Source organism: Pararhizobium gei (genome assembly GCF_029223885.1).
GTDB classification, from domain to species: domain Bacteria; phylum Pseudomonadota; class Alphaproteobacteria; order Rhizobiales; family Rhizobiaceae; genus Pararhizobium; species Pararhizobium gei.
Genome location: NZ_CP119409.1, coordinates 1,541,150 through 1,554,634, shown reverse-complemented (window position 1 = coordinate 1,554,634; position 13,485 = coordinate 1,541,150). Strand labels below are relative to the sequence as shown.

The following is a 13,485-nucleotide window of genomic DNA, read 5'->3' as shown; positions in this document are numbered from 1 at the left end:
AAGGAAAGGCGCGATCCGGGGACCGCGCCTTGTGAGATCAGCCGTTGACGGCTGTTTGATCGGGTGATTGTCCGTCTGGCAGTTCGTCAGCCTCCAACTTCCGCTTCACGCGCTCGATCGCTGTTTTGCGAACGCCAATCGCCTGCGATATTTCAGCCTCGCTGACTCCTGCCTTGAGCTGTTCGGCAATGATATCGTCGCGGAGTTGCTTCGGGTTGGTTGCGGTTTCCTCTTCGGCGGCGGGGGACGTGTCACCTTCGCTCTCGAGGCCGACGCCGGTCATCATGCGGGTTATTCCGATGACGGTTGCTACAGGAAGGCCGTAGACCGAGGCAGCGTGACGCGGGCTTGTAAGGACCAACTTGCTTTTGCGGATCGCGTTGACTTCGACTTGAAGGCCGCGCCGGATATCGTCCAGATCGCTGATTTGGTGATTGAGCAGGATCGAAATGCCTGTGGTGTCATGTTGCAGATCGCCGCCAGCATTCTGCAGCGAAATATTGAGAAGGGTAGAAAATCCCTTCAGGGCATGGACGGTATTTTCCAGCGCATCCATGACGTCGCGCATGTCTTCATAGCTGTGATTGTAGGTGTTCATGGTCGGTCTCCGTAGGCCGCGCTTTCTAAGGCGCTTTTGGCAAGCTCTGTGCGACCATCGCGACAGAGCCGGGAGTTAGAAACCGCCTACGGACGGCAGCATGACCTTTAGGCTTTCGCCCTGGACATATGCCATGCCCTCCCGGCCGCACGAATACGACCTGCCCGGAAACCGGACACAAAAAAGCACCATGTAACCGTTGCCGGTCTCAGTGGTGCTTGAGCACCGTAGGTAATGGGTTTCTACGCCCGTGATCAATTTCTAACGCTGATTTGGTGATTTTACAAGTGGCATGACGGCCGGGTGAAAGTATGAAAATCCCCGACCGTCATGCCGATCACAACAACCGTGTGGCGAAGGGAATGCCGTGATTGGCGCACCATCGTCGCGTGTGCGCGTGCGCGCGCGCGGAAGTGAGTTCCGGTCGCGTCATTGGGCGCCGGAACCTACTTCCTTACAGGTGGCTTTTCCGGGGATTAGACATGCAGCAGATTGGCATCAAAAGCAGACAGATCGTTTCTTCCAATCCCGATACCTCGACCTCGCATTTGTTTGAACTTGTGGGAGCCGAGGCCTTTGAAAAATTGCAAAGGGAGTGCGGCGGTCTGGAAACAAGATTTCCTGACCCGCGTCGGCTGAGCGACGATCATTGGTTGACGAAAGCCGTGGGATGGGACGCTGCGAAGGCTATATCCGAAACTTTCGCATGTGAGCAAGTCTACATACCGGCTTTGCCAATCGACCATAATGCAGGACGCGCCGAGTATATTCGCGCAGCCGCAAACGAAGGCAAAACGTCAGCCGAAGTGGCGCAACACCTCGGCATCAGCAACAGATGGCTTCGCACACTCCTGAAAACGCTTGGCTTGCAAGGCATCTTCAAAAACAAAAAAACTGGCGGAAATCGTGTCGTTTATTTTCACATCGATCCAGCCCGGCTTAACCGCTTCGAGACGGTCGCGGGGATGGTCCGCCGAAAAGAAATGACACCGTATCAAGGGGCTCGACGCCTCAGCGTCAGTGAGAGCGAATTCGCGCTGGTGATAGATGAACATCGCAAGAGCGGCAGTCTTGAAGCGCTGTTGAAGCCCACACCGGTGTATCCTGCCAATTCTAACGGCCCTCTAACGGGCCTTGCCGCAAATTCCGGCACCTTGCCTCATCCCGCCAACGAAAACCGCGTCAGCGGCGCTTAAATCCAGTTTCCACAGAAGGGAAAACCATGACTATCCTCAATACCAGAGGTGCCCGCGTTATCGATCCGGTCTTGACCGGAGTTGCGCAGGGCTACCGCCATGCGCAACGCGTGGGCCATATGCTGTTTCCAGCCGTTGACGTTCCTGCCCGTGGCGGACAGGTCATCGAGTTCGGCAAGGAAAGCTTCCGGCACTACGCCACGAAGCGTGCGCCTGGCGCTTCGGTCGGTCGCGTCCAGTTCGGCTACAAGGGCAAGCCGTTCGCGCTTTCCCAACAGGCGCTGGACGCCGTGGTGCCACGTGAGCATATGGACGATGCAGCCGTGGTTCCCGGCATCGACCTTTCCAGACGGTCCGTCAGCAACGTCATGGATGTCCTGACCCTTTCGCTGGAAATCGAACAGGCGCTGATTGCCCGCAATACCGCGAACTATGCGGCGGAGAACAAAACGGCGCTTGTCGGCGCGGCGCGGTGGACGGGGGCAAACAGTACGCCGATTGCCGATGTCGAACTTGCCAAGAAGAAAATCCGCACCTCGTGCGGTCTGAACCCCAACACGATGGTGATCGGCAGCGATGTATTCAGCGCCTTGAAGGGTCATCCGACTATCGTTGACCGCTTCAAATATGTCAGCGCTGAATCGATCACGTCCAAGATGCTGGCCGGACTATTCGAGCTCGAAGACCTTGCGGTCGGAACGGCAGCCTATATCAACGGTCCCGACGACAATTCACCGTTTGTCGAGGCGTGGGGTTTGGATGCCGTGCTGGCCTATGTTCCGAAAACCGATATGGGAATGGAACAGCCGTCCTACGGCTACACCTACACCCTGAAGGGCCATCCGTTCGTTGAACAGGAACGCTGGGACGGCGACACCCGGTCTTTCCTCTATGGGGTGACCTATGAGCGGGAGCCTGTGTTGACCGGCATCGCGTCGGGCTTTCTGTGGCAGAACGCCGGCGCGGCGGCGGCTTGATCCATGAAAACAGGAAGCTACGGCCCCATTGAGGTCTTTCGGGCGGGAACATTTTCGCCTGTGGAAGGCCAGACGACAACGATCACGGAACTTGAGCTCCAGAAGATCGCCAGCAGCTACGATCCCGAAACAGCGCCAGCGCCTATCGTGATCGGACATCCGGCAATGGACGCGCCCGCCTATGGCTGGGTCGAGCGCCTCTATGTCGAAGGCGGCAAGCTCAAGGCGATGCTGAAGGACACGGTTGCCGAGTTTGCCGACATGGTGAAGGCGAAGCGTTATACGCGGGTGTCCATGTCCCTGTTCCTGCCGAACAGCCCCGCGAACCCGAAGCCCGGCGAGATGTATATCAAGCATATCGGCTTTCTCGGTGCGGCAGCGCCCGCAGTCGCAGGTCTCAAGCCGGTGGAGTTTTCGGGGGGTGTCGAAGGGACGGTTTCTTTCGCCCAGGACGTGCTGGATTTTGCCTTCGTGCAAGATGAGAACAAGGCGCTCAAGCAGAGGCTGAACGCCTTGGAACTGGAAGGCCTCATCAATGATGGCCGCGTCCTGCCGGTGTTCAAGAGTGAAATCCTCTCGTTTGCCGCCAGCCTCGACGAAAGCGAGACGTTAAGTTTTGCGGACGGCCGGCCGGAAACGCGGCGCGGTTGGTTCCTGTCCTATCTGGCGCGCCAGCCAAAGGTGGTTTCCTTCGGGGCGATGAATATTGGCGATGGACCTTTAGCGGGTGACTTGCCGGTTGCTAAGATCGCCGTGCCGGAAGGCTATGAAGTGGATGAGGGCAAGTCCGAACTCTATCGTCGTGCGAGGGAGTTGGAAGCGCGGGAGAACATCAGCTTTGCGGCGGCGCTGGACATGGCGGGCCGCGATCCCGGCCAGCGGACGGATGTCAACCGGACCAGCTCCGCCCGGAAGTTTTGAGGTTTAAAACATGACCGTCAATCTCGACATGGTGTTCCGCGCCGACGCTTCCGCCGTCAAACCAGCGGCGGAAATCGTCAAGCGGGAAATGGATGGTGTCACGGCCGAGGTGACGGAAGCGACTGCGGCGTTAGGAAAACACGCAACCGCCCTTGAACGGGATGCCGACGCCTCACGTAACGCAGCGGAGGCGGCGAGGCAGGAACGGGCAGTCCGTGAGCGTATCAATCAGGCGACCCTTGCGCGGCCAAGTTCGTTGCCAACCTCCGTTCCCGCTTCATCGCCATATTCGTCGCCGTCCTCGTATCCGGTGCCAAACGGCCCCATGCCAGCCGCCAACGACAACGAGGCGCAGTACAGACGCCAGAATGCGGGGTATCAGTATTTCGACATCGGCCAGAGCTTGGCTGGTGGCATGCCTCTCGGTATGATCGCGGCACAGCAGGGGCCGCAGCTGCTTCAAATTTACGCTGGCAGCGGCGGCGTCAATGCAGCATTGAAAGACTTTATGTCGATTGCTGGTGCAGCGGCGAGAGTTGTCGGGCCGCTCGCCGTTGCGGTCACGGCGGGATACGGGGCCTACAAGCTTCTGGCATCCTATTCAGTTGAGGCGGGCCTTGCCGTGAGCGAAACCACGCGTGCGCTGGCCGAACAGGCCTCCCCGCTTGGAACGCTGCAAGGCTTGATGGGCGACCTGACCTCACTGCAAGAGACGTATAACTCCTCGATCCGCGCCGGTGCCGACGCGAGCTCGGCCGCAACCTCCATCATTATCGCCAACAGCGAGCGCGAATATCGGGCAAAACAATCGCTTCTCGAATTGGAGCAAAAGCGGCTTCAGGCCTCGATTGAGGTTCAACGATCCGAACTGGCGATAGCGCAACACCAGCTGAAATCGGACCTTTCCGCTACCGTCAACACCCGCCTTGACTTGGGGCGGACAGGCTATGGCGATGAGCGCGTGGGCCGTTTCGTCGCATTGCCCGACGACATGACCGGTCTCGACAAGACCCGCGATCTTTTGGACCGAAACCCTCTGACTGACAAGATCAAAGAGCTTCGCGCCAACCTCGAATTGACCGAGATCGGCGCGAGGAAGCTCACCGAAGCCGTGAGCAAGACCTTCAGCGCCGACCCTTACGGCAAGGGTGATCTGCCAATAATCGGGCCGGTTCCGGAAGCGCGACCGAACATCGAAATGGAGGGTTTGCCCGGTGAGGTAAAATCTAACGAGGCCACCGGCCGGTCATACCGCGATGTCATCCAGTCGGCGCAAGAACGCATTGCGCAAATGCGGCTTGAGGCATCGGCGTCCGGCGCTACCGGCATCGCCGCGCAACGGCTGCGGTTCGAGCTTGATTTGCTGCAAGAGGTCCAAAACAAGGGGCACCGGGCATCGCCCGAACAACGCCGCGAAATCGAGCGCCTGGGCGAGGCCTATGCCAATGCCGCAAGCCAAGCAGCCCGGATGAAGATCGGCGCGGATGCGCAGTTTGAGCGCGAGCAGATTGGGCGTCCTGAGCCCGAGCAGCGCATTGCCTCGCAACTCCGCAATGCCGGACTGCCTGTCGATCTCTCCTCATATGAGGCCAGCATTCTCCGCTCGAATGAGAGTTTGCGCGAACAGGTCAAGGTTTGGGAGGAAATCCGCGATGTAGGGCGTAGCGCCATCGACGACCTCTCTGATTCCGCGCTGAACGGGTTTGAGGACATCGAGAGCACGTTCAAGGATATCGGCAAGAATATTTTGGGCGAACTGAACACGCTGGCCATCAAGAACCCGATCAAGAACGCGATCTATGGCGACGGCGGGACATTCGTAATCGTGGAAGGAAACGATCAATGAGCGGTATTATATCGATGGCCTTTGGTGATGTCGCCATGCTGCTGACGGACGGCGCGACATACGATGACGATGGAACCGTTCGCCGGATTGGCTGCAAGGTAACGACCTCGAAACAGGTGTCATTTGCGGTGACATCGCGCGGCAGCGATGCGGTTGGCAATGTCGTGGCAGAGCGTCTCTGCCATATGGCCGATGAGATTGGCGTGAGTGACACGCTGGCCGGTCTGCACGGTGTGGTGCATCATCTCTCCGAACAGCCAGATTTATTCACTGGTGACAACGCTACACAGTTCGTCATCGCGGCCTGGGATGCGAAAAACGGCGGACAGCATTGCTATTTCCAGACGAATGGCGAGAAGCGTTTTGAGGTGCGGGCACTGCCTGAAATTCAAAGTTTTGGACCGTCGTTTTCGACCGCCGACGCGACCTTGGTCTCTCCGAAGCGCAGTGCTGAAACATTGACCGACTATATCCGCCGTGTGGGCGCGGACTTTATGGAGATCATGCGCAAGCGACCCGGCAGGCGCGATGGCGCTTGTGTCGGCGACATGTTCTTCGGCGTCGGCGGACAGTGTGACTTGACTGTCATTGACCGAAACGGCGCGAAGGTCGAGACCATCAGAACGTGGAATGACGCGATAGGCGAGCGCATAAATCCCTTCGGGCTATTCCAGAATGTCGCCGTTCTCGGTTCACGGAAAGAGCGAAGAGCGGCGAAGGCGCAGGGCCGGAAGGTCGCCTAGTCGCCAGAGTTACTATCTGGTTTTACTTTTAATGCCACTCAAACCCACCAGCGGCGCGTCAGTAAAAACGTTAAGGTTTGCCAGTGGAGCGCATTTCGCTGTCTAAAAGCTAGTGCCGATCTGTCCAAAAGGTGCCGCCGCGCCACAATCAGCGCCTTCAGCACAGGCACCGGCCGCGGCGTCGTCGTCACCAGCGCCTGCGGCCGCTCGCCCAGCCTCAGCGCAAATTGCAGCATGTCCCATGTCTCCTGCCCGTGTTTCCATTTTCCCAGTTCGTCGCACCAGGCATAGTCGAATTGCGGACCGCGCAGGCTTTCGGGGTCCTCGGAGGAAAAAATCTGCGCCACCGTCCCGTTCGGCCAGACCAGCCGGCGTCGCGACGTTTCGAAATCGGGCCGGTTTTCCCGCGCGATCCGGCAGATGCCGGACACGCCGTCGATCATCACTTCGCGGGCATCGCCCAGCGTCTCGGCCAGCAAAGCAATTCTGAGGCCCGGCCGAGCCGTCCTGCCACCCGCCAGCTCCTGTACCCATTCGGCCCCGGCCCGGGTCTTGCCCGATCCGCGACCGCCCATCAGAAGCCAGACCCGCCAGTCGCCCTGAGGCGCCATCTGCTCGGCGCGGCCCGTGTTTGGCCATGCGCGCAGCAGTCGCAAGGTTTCGCGCGCCCTGGAAAGGGAATAGAGGTCCGCACCGGTATCAGGCGCGGCACCGGACGAAATGGCCTTAATCCTCGAAGTCGGCGGATCGGCGAGATCGACGGCCTCTGCGGTGGAGCGTGTCGTCCCGGCCCTGCTGTTAAGTTTGGTCAGCAGCCGAAGGGTGGCGTCGTGCATTTCGGTCACCCCGGCCATTCCCCTTTCGAGAGATGTCTTGATCTTTGCGCTCCTGCGCAGGAGCCCTTCTTCCCGCCGCCGCGCAAGGCGGTTCGGTTCAGGCCGGTTCAGTTCAGGCCGGTTCTGCTGATGAGGGCGGTTCGGGGCCGCCGCCTGGGACACATCCTGCGGCATCCGCACACCCTGCACCATCCGCCGCAGCAAGTCCCGGTGCCTGCCTGCCGCGCTCACGCGCCAATTCATCGGCCCGTGCTTCAATTCTGGCGTCGAATTCGGCTTGAAGCTTTTCATAGGCCGCCTCGTCGAAATCCTGTTCGGCCAGCATCTGCCGGTCATGGGCGATCGTTCTCTGCAGGCTGTCGATCTTTTCCAGCGTCCGCACGATCACCGACATGGCTTCGATGCTCGCCTTTGCATCGGCCTGAACGAGCTTGCGGTCGATCTCCTCGCCAGCCTCGACCGCCTTTTCGTCGGCCAGCTTGCGCAATCGCTGAAACTGCTGCATCTGCTCGCGCAGTTCCTTGGTCATGCCGTTCAGCATGTCCCGCAGGTTCTCCTGCGGCGAGGCCTCGGCTTTCCTGTCGAGTATGGCCCCGGCCGCCAGATCTTGCAGACGTTCACTGCCCGCCCGCCACGGCCGCAACCCATCATAAACCGGCGCCTTCGGCCAAAGGCCAAAGGTCTCCGGATCGAAATCCAGATCATCCATGATCGCGTTATCCTTGAGGGGAAGGTCGAAGCCAGCTCGCAGGACGAAACCGGCTGATAATGATCCGATCCACCCGCACTTCTCCGACTATACCCAGAACCTATCAAACGACCGTGACGCCGTCAAGGATTATTTTCCTATTAGGATTATTTTCTTAAATTTGCACAATCGCCGATGCATGATACTGTTATGCCATGAGAACCGAGGACCTTGAAAAGCGGGCCTTGAGCCTGCCGGGTGCTATCGAGAGCGCCCATTTCGGAAAGCGCGATTTCCGCGTCGGAAAGCGCATCTTCATGTCCCTGCCGGAAGCCGGACGCGCCGTCTTCAAGTTCACCCCTGGCCAGCAGAAGATGCTGCTCGAAACCGAACCGGGCGTCTGCGCGGCCGTTCCCGGCGGGTGGGGCCTCAAGGGCTGGACCTCGGTCTATTTCGCCGATGCGGACGAGGATATCATCGGCCACGTAATGGAAATCGCCTGGCGCAACGTTGCACCAAAAGCCTTGCTGAATGGCGCGAAGACCTCCGCTACCTGATCGCTCTGCCCTAGCCCCCGGCAAAATCCGCCGCTACTGCGTCGTCGTCAGTGCAAACCATACAGCAACCAGCGCCAGTAGAGCCGACAGGCTGCGCCGTGCCAGCCGCTCGCGGCGCGGATCGTTGAGCACCGGCTCAAGACGCGCTGCCATCAGGGCGATTAGCGAATGAATGAGAGTCGCCACCGCAACATAGGCTGCGGTCAACGCCAAAGTCTGGTGCATGACCGGCTGTTGCGGCGCCACGAAGGACGGCAGCACCGCGATATAGAACAACAAGGCCTTGGGATTGAGCAGGTTGGTCAGCAGGCCGCGCAGGAAATAGCCTCGATAGCTGCCCGCCTGCGTTTCCTGCAGCCTCCCGGCGGAAAACCACCCCTCGACGGCAAGATAAAACAGAAAGGCGACCCCCGCCCATCGCAGGGTTTCATAAAGCGCGGGTGAGGACTGGATCAGCGCGGCGGCTCCAAGAGCCCCGGCCACGCCGATGACGGAAAGTCCCAGCGCGATACCGGCGACAGCGGCAAACCCCGCCCGGCGTCCCTCCAGGGCCGAGATCACCGCAAGCCATGTCATGTTCGGACCTGGCGTGATCTCGATCACGATGGCCGTCAGGATAAACGACAGCAGATTGACGGGAAGAAATGACACAGGCTCGATCATGCCGCGACTATAGGCCCGAAGCCCCCGGAGCCATACGGTTTATTCACCGCACACGGCACTGAATTGACGGTCACAGCACCTACCGCTCGCCGCGCTGCCCCACCGTCAGCGGCCAGTCCACCACATAATCCTCGAGATCCTCGACATCGACCACGTCCTCGGAAATCGTCCGCCCGCGCACCGAAATCCCGGCCTGATGAACGGTCTGCGGATCGCCGGAGACCAGCGGATGCCACCAGTAGAGATCGTCGCCATCCCGCACCAGCCGGTAGCCGCAGGTCGGCGGTAACCAGGACAGGGTCTCCACCTCCAGCGGCGTCAGCTGGATGCAGTCCGGAACCGTCGCCTGCCGGTTCGGATAGTCCCTGCAGCGACAGCTTTCGCCGTCCAGCAGCGTGCAGCCGACATTGGTCCAGACAATCTCGCCGGTATCCCAGTCTTCCAGCTTGTTGAGACAGCAGAGCCCGCAGCCGTCGCACAGGCTTTCCCACTCGACAGGCGTCATCTCGGCCAGGCTTTTCATCTTCCAAAAGGGCAGCTCGCCCATATATTCGACTTCCGGCTGTTGAATTTGTGCGACAATCGATCAAAAGATTGCCGGTATTTTAAGGCTCATTACCGATATCGGCGTAGAATAGAAAGCCGCCCCATGCAAATATCGGCCCGCCCGGCCTCAAGGACGCAACCGACGTGCAGCGATCGAACGATGACGACACCCGCAGCGAGACCGCGACCCTGCAAGAGCAGCCCAGGAAGCGCCATATCCTGCTGCGCATCGACTCCTGGATCGATTCCACCGTCTGGAATGCCGGCTTCCGCTTAAGCGTCTGGTGGGAAGATATCACGATCTTCTTCCGCCGTTTCACCGTGCGCGGCTGGAAAAAGGCCGTCGTCGAAATTCTCGATGAAGGCATGACCTGGGGTACCGCCGGCGCCGTGGTGATGCTTGCGCTCGCCCTTCCCGCCTTCGAGGAAACCAAGGGAAACTGGCGCAGCCAGAGCGATTTCGCCGTCACCTTTCTCGACCGATACGGCAACGAAATCGGCCATCGCGGCATCATCCACGAGGACTCCGTGCCGATTGAAGAACTGCCCGGCACGCTGATCAAGGCGGTTCTCGCCACCGAAGATCGCCGCTTCTTCGAGCACTACGGCATCGACTTCCTCGGATTGTCACGCGCCATCTCCGAAAATGCTCGGGCCGGCGGTGTGGTGCAGGGCGGCTCGACCCTCACCCAGCAGTTGGCCAAGAACCTCTTCCTGTCGAACGAGCGCACCATCGAGCGCAAGATCAAGGAGGCCTTTCTCGCCGTCTGGCTTGAAAGCAACCTGTCCAAAAAGGAAATCCTCCGGCTTTACCTCGACCGGGCCTATATGGGCGGCGGCACGTTCGGCGCGGCCGCCGCCTCGCAGTTCTATTTCGGTAAGAAGATCACCGACATCAACCTCGCGGAAAGCGCCATGCTCGCCGGCCTGTTCAAGGCGCCGGCCCGCTATGCGCCGCATGTCAACCTGCCTGCCGCCCGTGCGAGGGCGAACGAGGTGCTGACCAATCTCGTCCAGGGCGGCCTGATGACCGAGGGGCAGGTCATCGCCGCCCGTCTCAACCCGGCGACGGTGGTCGACCGCGCGCAGGTCCGCGCGCCCGATTTCTTCCTCGACTGGGCTTTCGACGAGGTCCAGCGCATCGCCGCCCCGTTTGCCCAGCATTCGCTCATCGTGCGCACCTCCATCGATATGGGGCTGCAGCAGGCAGCGGAGGAAGCTGTCGAATCGAGCCTGCGGCAATATGGGGACAGCTACAAGGTCAAACAGGGCGCACTGGTCATGATCGAGAATGGCGGCGCTGTCCGCGCCATGGTCGGCGGCCGGGACTATGGCGAAAGCCAGTTCAACCGCGCCACCAAGGCGCTGCGCCAGCCGGGCTCCTCCTTCAAGGTCTACACTTATACGGCCGCCATGGAAAAAGGCTTTACGCCGGAGTCGAAGATCAGCGACGCGCCGATCACCTGGCGCGGCTGGTCGCCGCAAAACTATTCAAAGGGCAGCTATTCCGGCCGCGTCACCATGCTGACGGCCATCGCCAAATCGATCAATACCGTGCCGGTCCGCCTTGCCAAGGACGAACTCGGCACCGAACTGATCGCCCGGACGGCGAAAAACATGGGGGTGGAAACCCCCATCCGCACCGACAAGACCATGCCGCTCGGCACGTCGGAAGTCACCGTGCTTGATCAGGCCACTGCCTATGCCGTATTTCCGGCAGGCGGCATGCAGTCGCGCCGCCACGGCATCAGCCAAATTTTGAACTATGACGGCGACATCCTCTACGACTTCACCCGCGACGCTCCGCCTGCCAAGCGCGTCGTCAGTGAAAAAGCCAATGCCAGCATGAACTACATGCTGACCCAAATTCCAGTGATCGGCACCGCCCGCAAGGCAGCACTCGACAACGGCATCATCGCCGGCGGCAAGACCGGCACGACGCAGGCCTATCGCGATGCCTGGTTCGCAGGTTTCACCGGCGACTACACGACCGCCGTCTGGTTCGGAAACGACGACTATACCTCAACCAACAACATGACCGGCGGCTCGCTGCCCGCGATGACCTTCAAGCGGCTGATGGATTATGCCGAGCAGGGCATCGAGCACCGCGCCATACCCGGCATCGACAATCCCCTGCCCGGTCCAGCCAAAAAGAAAGACCCCGAAGTCGCCGCCGAAACGGACGAAAACGCCCTGCCGCCGCTCGTTCGCCCCCGCTCCCTTTCCTCGGACGTGACACGGCTCTTGAAAACCATCGGCGAGAAACTCGCCACCGCCGCCCCGCTCGAGGTACCCGCCGAACTGACGGGCAAAGTCGCCGAAATCGACCTGCGCCCAACCGGCGAAATCACCAAGGGAGGCCGAAATGGGGGCCGATGATATCGGTGCGAATGCTTGCGCATATTCAGATCATGCCGGCATGTCCATGCCAGCCTTCCTCACGAACTTCCGGTAAAGCCTTTGTTTCGCATACCCTTCCTCGTCGCCTTTGCCCTGTCCGTCGCCTTCGGCGCCGGCATCGCCTCGGCGGTTTATGCGTTGAGAGCGACCGTCGGCTTCGGGGCCATTGCGCTCGGTCCCTGGGTCGCTTTTCCGGACGCCCAGACGGAGAAAACAGATCCCTATGCCAAGGCGCATCGCGCCCGGGCGGGGAAGCTGCTTCTGGGTGGCGCGGAGGGCCTTCAGTTCACGGCGGCACAGGACAGCAACGGCGCACGCCTGTCTGCCGATTGCTCCTACGATATCACGGGCGTGACGCCGCCCGCGCGCTTCTGGACGCTTTACGCCACCGACGCCGGCGACCGTCCCTTAAAGACAGGTCCGGCGCTGCCCGGCGCGCTCAATGCCCGCACCGTCCTGCGGCAGCCCGACAGTTCGCTGGTCATCCACGTGTCGCCCGTCGCGCAGCCCGGGAACTGGCTTGCCGTGCAACGCGTCGGTCCCTTCAAGCTTGTCCTGACGCTGCTCGATACGCCGACAGCCGGATCATCCGGCGTCATCGATCTCACCATGCCGAAAATCGTCCGAACAGGCTGCACCAATGCGTAGCCTCTTGTTTGCCATTCTCGTCGGTCTCGTCGGGGCGGCCCTTCTCCACATCGTCATTATCCTCGCCCTGCCGCGCTTCACCGGGCAGGATGCCTATAGCCGGGTGCTGGGGCTTTACGAGATGGACAGTTTCTTCCCGTTGACGAACGAGCCCGGCGCCACCGGCCTTGCCAATGACGATCCCTTCCTGCGGGTGGCGGTCTGCGGATTTTCGGTCAGCACCAGCCCGGCACGGTTCGTCGCAAAAGGCTCGGTACCCTTCTGGTCACTGTCGATTTACGACGCGGATTCAAACGAGATTTTCAGCATGAACGACCAGACTGCCGTCAACGGCAATCTCGACCTGGTCCTGGCAACGCCGATTCAGCTCGTCGATCTCAGGAAATCCCCGCCTGAAGCCCTGGCGCAGTCGATCATGGTCGAAATGCCGAACGAGGAGGGTTATGCCGTGCTGCGTGCACTGGCACCGACGCCCAGCTTCGAGGAGCCGGCACGCAATTTTCTGTCCGAATCGAGCTGCGAACCCTTCCGGCGCTGACATCTCCTTAAAGACATCGCCTTTAAAAAGCTCTGCCAAGCCGTCGGCCTGGCCCGCTTCTGTCCCGCTCGCAACGGTCAGCGACAGGCGACGTCAGTGCTGCTTGGCCTTATCAGGGGGATTAAGAAGTGGCACATCGGCCTGTCCGTTCAACCGCTCATAGCGGATTCCGGTAAACAGAAGGATTACCGCCCTGTTTGCCACGGCTGGCCCCAGGGAGGGTTTTGGCGGCGACCGCGTCAAGCGATCCTCCAGTCTGATTATGTCTGCCATTCTCGTCTCCGCATTGGTTGAGACGGATGAACTATCGAACCTATTTCACCCTGCC

General features: G+C 60.4%; 14 protein-coding genes and 1 pseudogene. 9 read left to right on the top strand and 6 right to left on the bottom strand.

Annotated features, from left to right (window positions below):
- Positions 1-37 precede the first annotated feature (37 nt).
- Positions 38-598 carry a hypothetical protein gene (locus PY308_RS07385; RefSeq protein ID WP_275789668.1) on the bottom strand — a complete coding sequence of 187 codons (561 nt, stop codon included), beginning with the start codon at positions 596-598 and terminating at the stop codon, positions 38-40.
- A gap of 482 nt (positions 599-1,080) precedes the next feature.
- Between PY308_RS07385 and PY308_RS07380 the strand changes: the two genes are divergently transcribed.
- Genes PY308_RS07380 through PY308_RS07360 form a run of 5 tightly spaced genes read left to right on the top strand, consistent with a single transcriptional unit; the run spans position 1,081 to position 6,281 of the window.
- Positions 1,081-1,794, top strand: a complete 714-nt coding sequence (locus tag PY308_RS07380; protein WP_275789666.1) for a hypothetical protein — start codon at positions 1,081-1,083, stop codon at positions 1,792-1,794.
- A gap of 26 nt (positions 1,795-1,820) precedes the next feature.
- Positions 1,821-2,771, top strand: coding sequence for a major capsid protein (locus PY308_RS07375; protein ID WP_275783557.1), 951 nt, complete (start codon positions 1,821-1,823; stop codon positions 2,769-2,771).
- 3 nt (positions 2,772-2,774) lie between these two features.
- A complete protein-coding gene (locus tag PY308_RS07370; protein WP_275789665.1) occupies positions 2,775-3,692 on the top strand; it encodes a hypothetical protein in 918 nt (305 codons plus the stop codon).
- A 10-nt stretch (positions 3,693-3,702) separates the two neighbouring features.
- Positions 3,703-5,538 carry a phage tail length tape measure family protein gene (locus PY308_RS07365; protein ID WP_275789662.1) on the top strand — a complete coding sequence of 612 codons (1,836 nt, stop codon included), beginning with the start codon at positions 3,703-3,705 and terminating at the stop codon, positions 5,536-5,538.
- A complete protein-coding gene (locus tag PY308_RS07360; protein WP_275789660.1) occupies positions 5,535-6,281 on the top strand; it encodes a hypothetical protein in 747 nt (248 codons plus the stop codon). The genes PY308_RS07365 and PY308_RS07360 overlap by 4 nt, the downstream gene beginning before the upstream one ends.
- A gap of 68 nt (positions 6,282-6,349) precedes the next feature.
- Here the strand turns inward: PY308_RS07360 and PY308_RS07355 are convergent.
- Together PY308_RS07355 and PY308_RS07350 are read right to left on the bottom strand one after the other, a co-directional pair.
- Positions 6,350-6,937, bottom strand: a pseudogene (locus tag PY308_RS07355) (terminase large subunit domain-containing protein); the annotation flags it as partial.
- 292 nt (positions 6,938-7,229) lie between these two features.
- Positions 7,230-7,826: a hypothetical protein gene (locus PY308_RS07350; protein WP_275789657.1), complete on the bottom strand. Its 597-nt coding sequence runs from the start codon at positions 7,824-7,826 to the stop codon at positions 7,230-7,232.
- A gap of 194 nt (positions 7,827-8,020) precedes the next feature.
- Here PY308_RS07350 and PY308_RS07345 point away from each other — a divergent pair, with 194 nt between their 5' ends.
- On the top strand, positions 8,021-8,362 hold the full coding sequence (locus PY308_RS07345; protein ID WP_275789655.1) for an MmcQ/YjbR family DNA-binding protein: 342 nt from the start codon (positions 8,021-8,023) through the stop codon (positions 8,360-8,362).
- A 33-nt stretch (positions 8,363-8,395) separates the two neighbouring features.
- Here PY308_RS07345 and PY308_RS07340 read toward each other — a convergent pair whose 3' ends face one another.
- Together PY308_RS07340 and PY308_RS07335 are read right to left on the bottom strand one after the other, a co-directional pair.
- Positions 8,396-9,013, bottom strand: a complete 618-nt coding sequence (locus tag PY308_RS07340; RefSeq protein ID WP_338051079.1) for a LysE family translocator — start codon at positions 9,011-9,013, stop codon at positions 8,396-8,398.
- 91 nt (positions 9,014-9,104) lie between these two features.
- Positions 9,105-9,572, bottom strand: a complete 468-nt coding sequence (locus PY308_RS07335; protein ID WP_275789650.1) for a YcgN family cysteine cluster protein — start codon at positions 9,570-9,572, stop codon at positions 9,105-9,107.
- Positions 9,573-9,715: 143 nt separating this feature from the next.
- Here PY308_RS07335 and PY308_RS07330 point away from each other — a divergent pair, with 143 nt between their 5' ends.
- From PY308_RS07330 to PY308_RS07320, 3 genes are all read left to right on the top strand, one after another.
- Positions 9,716-11,950 carry a transglycosylase domain-containing protein gene (locus PY308_RS07330; RefSeq protein WP_275789647.1) on the top strand — a complete coding sequence of 745 codons (2,235 nt, stop codon included), beginning with the start codon at positions 9,716-9,718 and terminating at the stop codon, positions 11,948-11,950.
- A gap of 81 nt (positions 11,951-12,031) precedes the next feature.
- Positions 12,032-12,619 (top strand): DUF1214 domain-containing protein, encoded by a 588-nt coding sequence (locus tag PY308_RS07325; RefSeq protein ID WP_275789645.1) that lies wholly within the window; start codon positions 12,032-12,034, stop codon positions 12,617-12,619.
- Positions 12,612-13,157: a DUF1254 domain-containing protein gene (locus PY308_RS07320; RefSeq protein WP_275789642.1), complete on the top strand. Its 546-nt coding sequence runs from the start codon at positions 12,612-12,614 to the stop codon at positions 13,155-13,157. The genes PY308_RS07325 and PY308_RS07320 overlap by 8 nt, the downstream gene beginning before the upstream one ends.
- 93 nt (positions 13,158-13,250) lie before the next feature.
- Here PY308_RS07320 and PY308_RS07315 read toward each other — a convergent pair whose 3' ends face one another.
- Positions 13,251-13,430 carry a hypothetical protein gene (locus PY308_RS07315; RefSeq protein ID WP_275789641.1) on the bottom strand — a complete coding sequence of 60 codons (180 nt, stop codon included), beginning with the start codon at positions 13,428-13,430 and terminating at the stop codon, positions 13,251-13,253.
- Between the last annotated feature and the right edge of the window lie 55 nt (positions 13,431-13,485).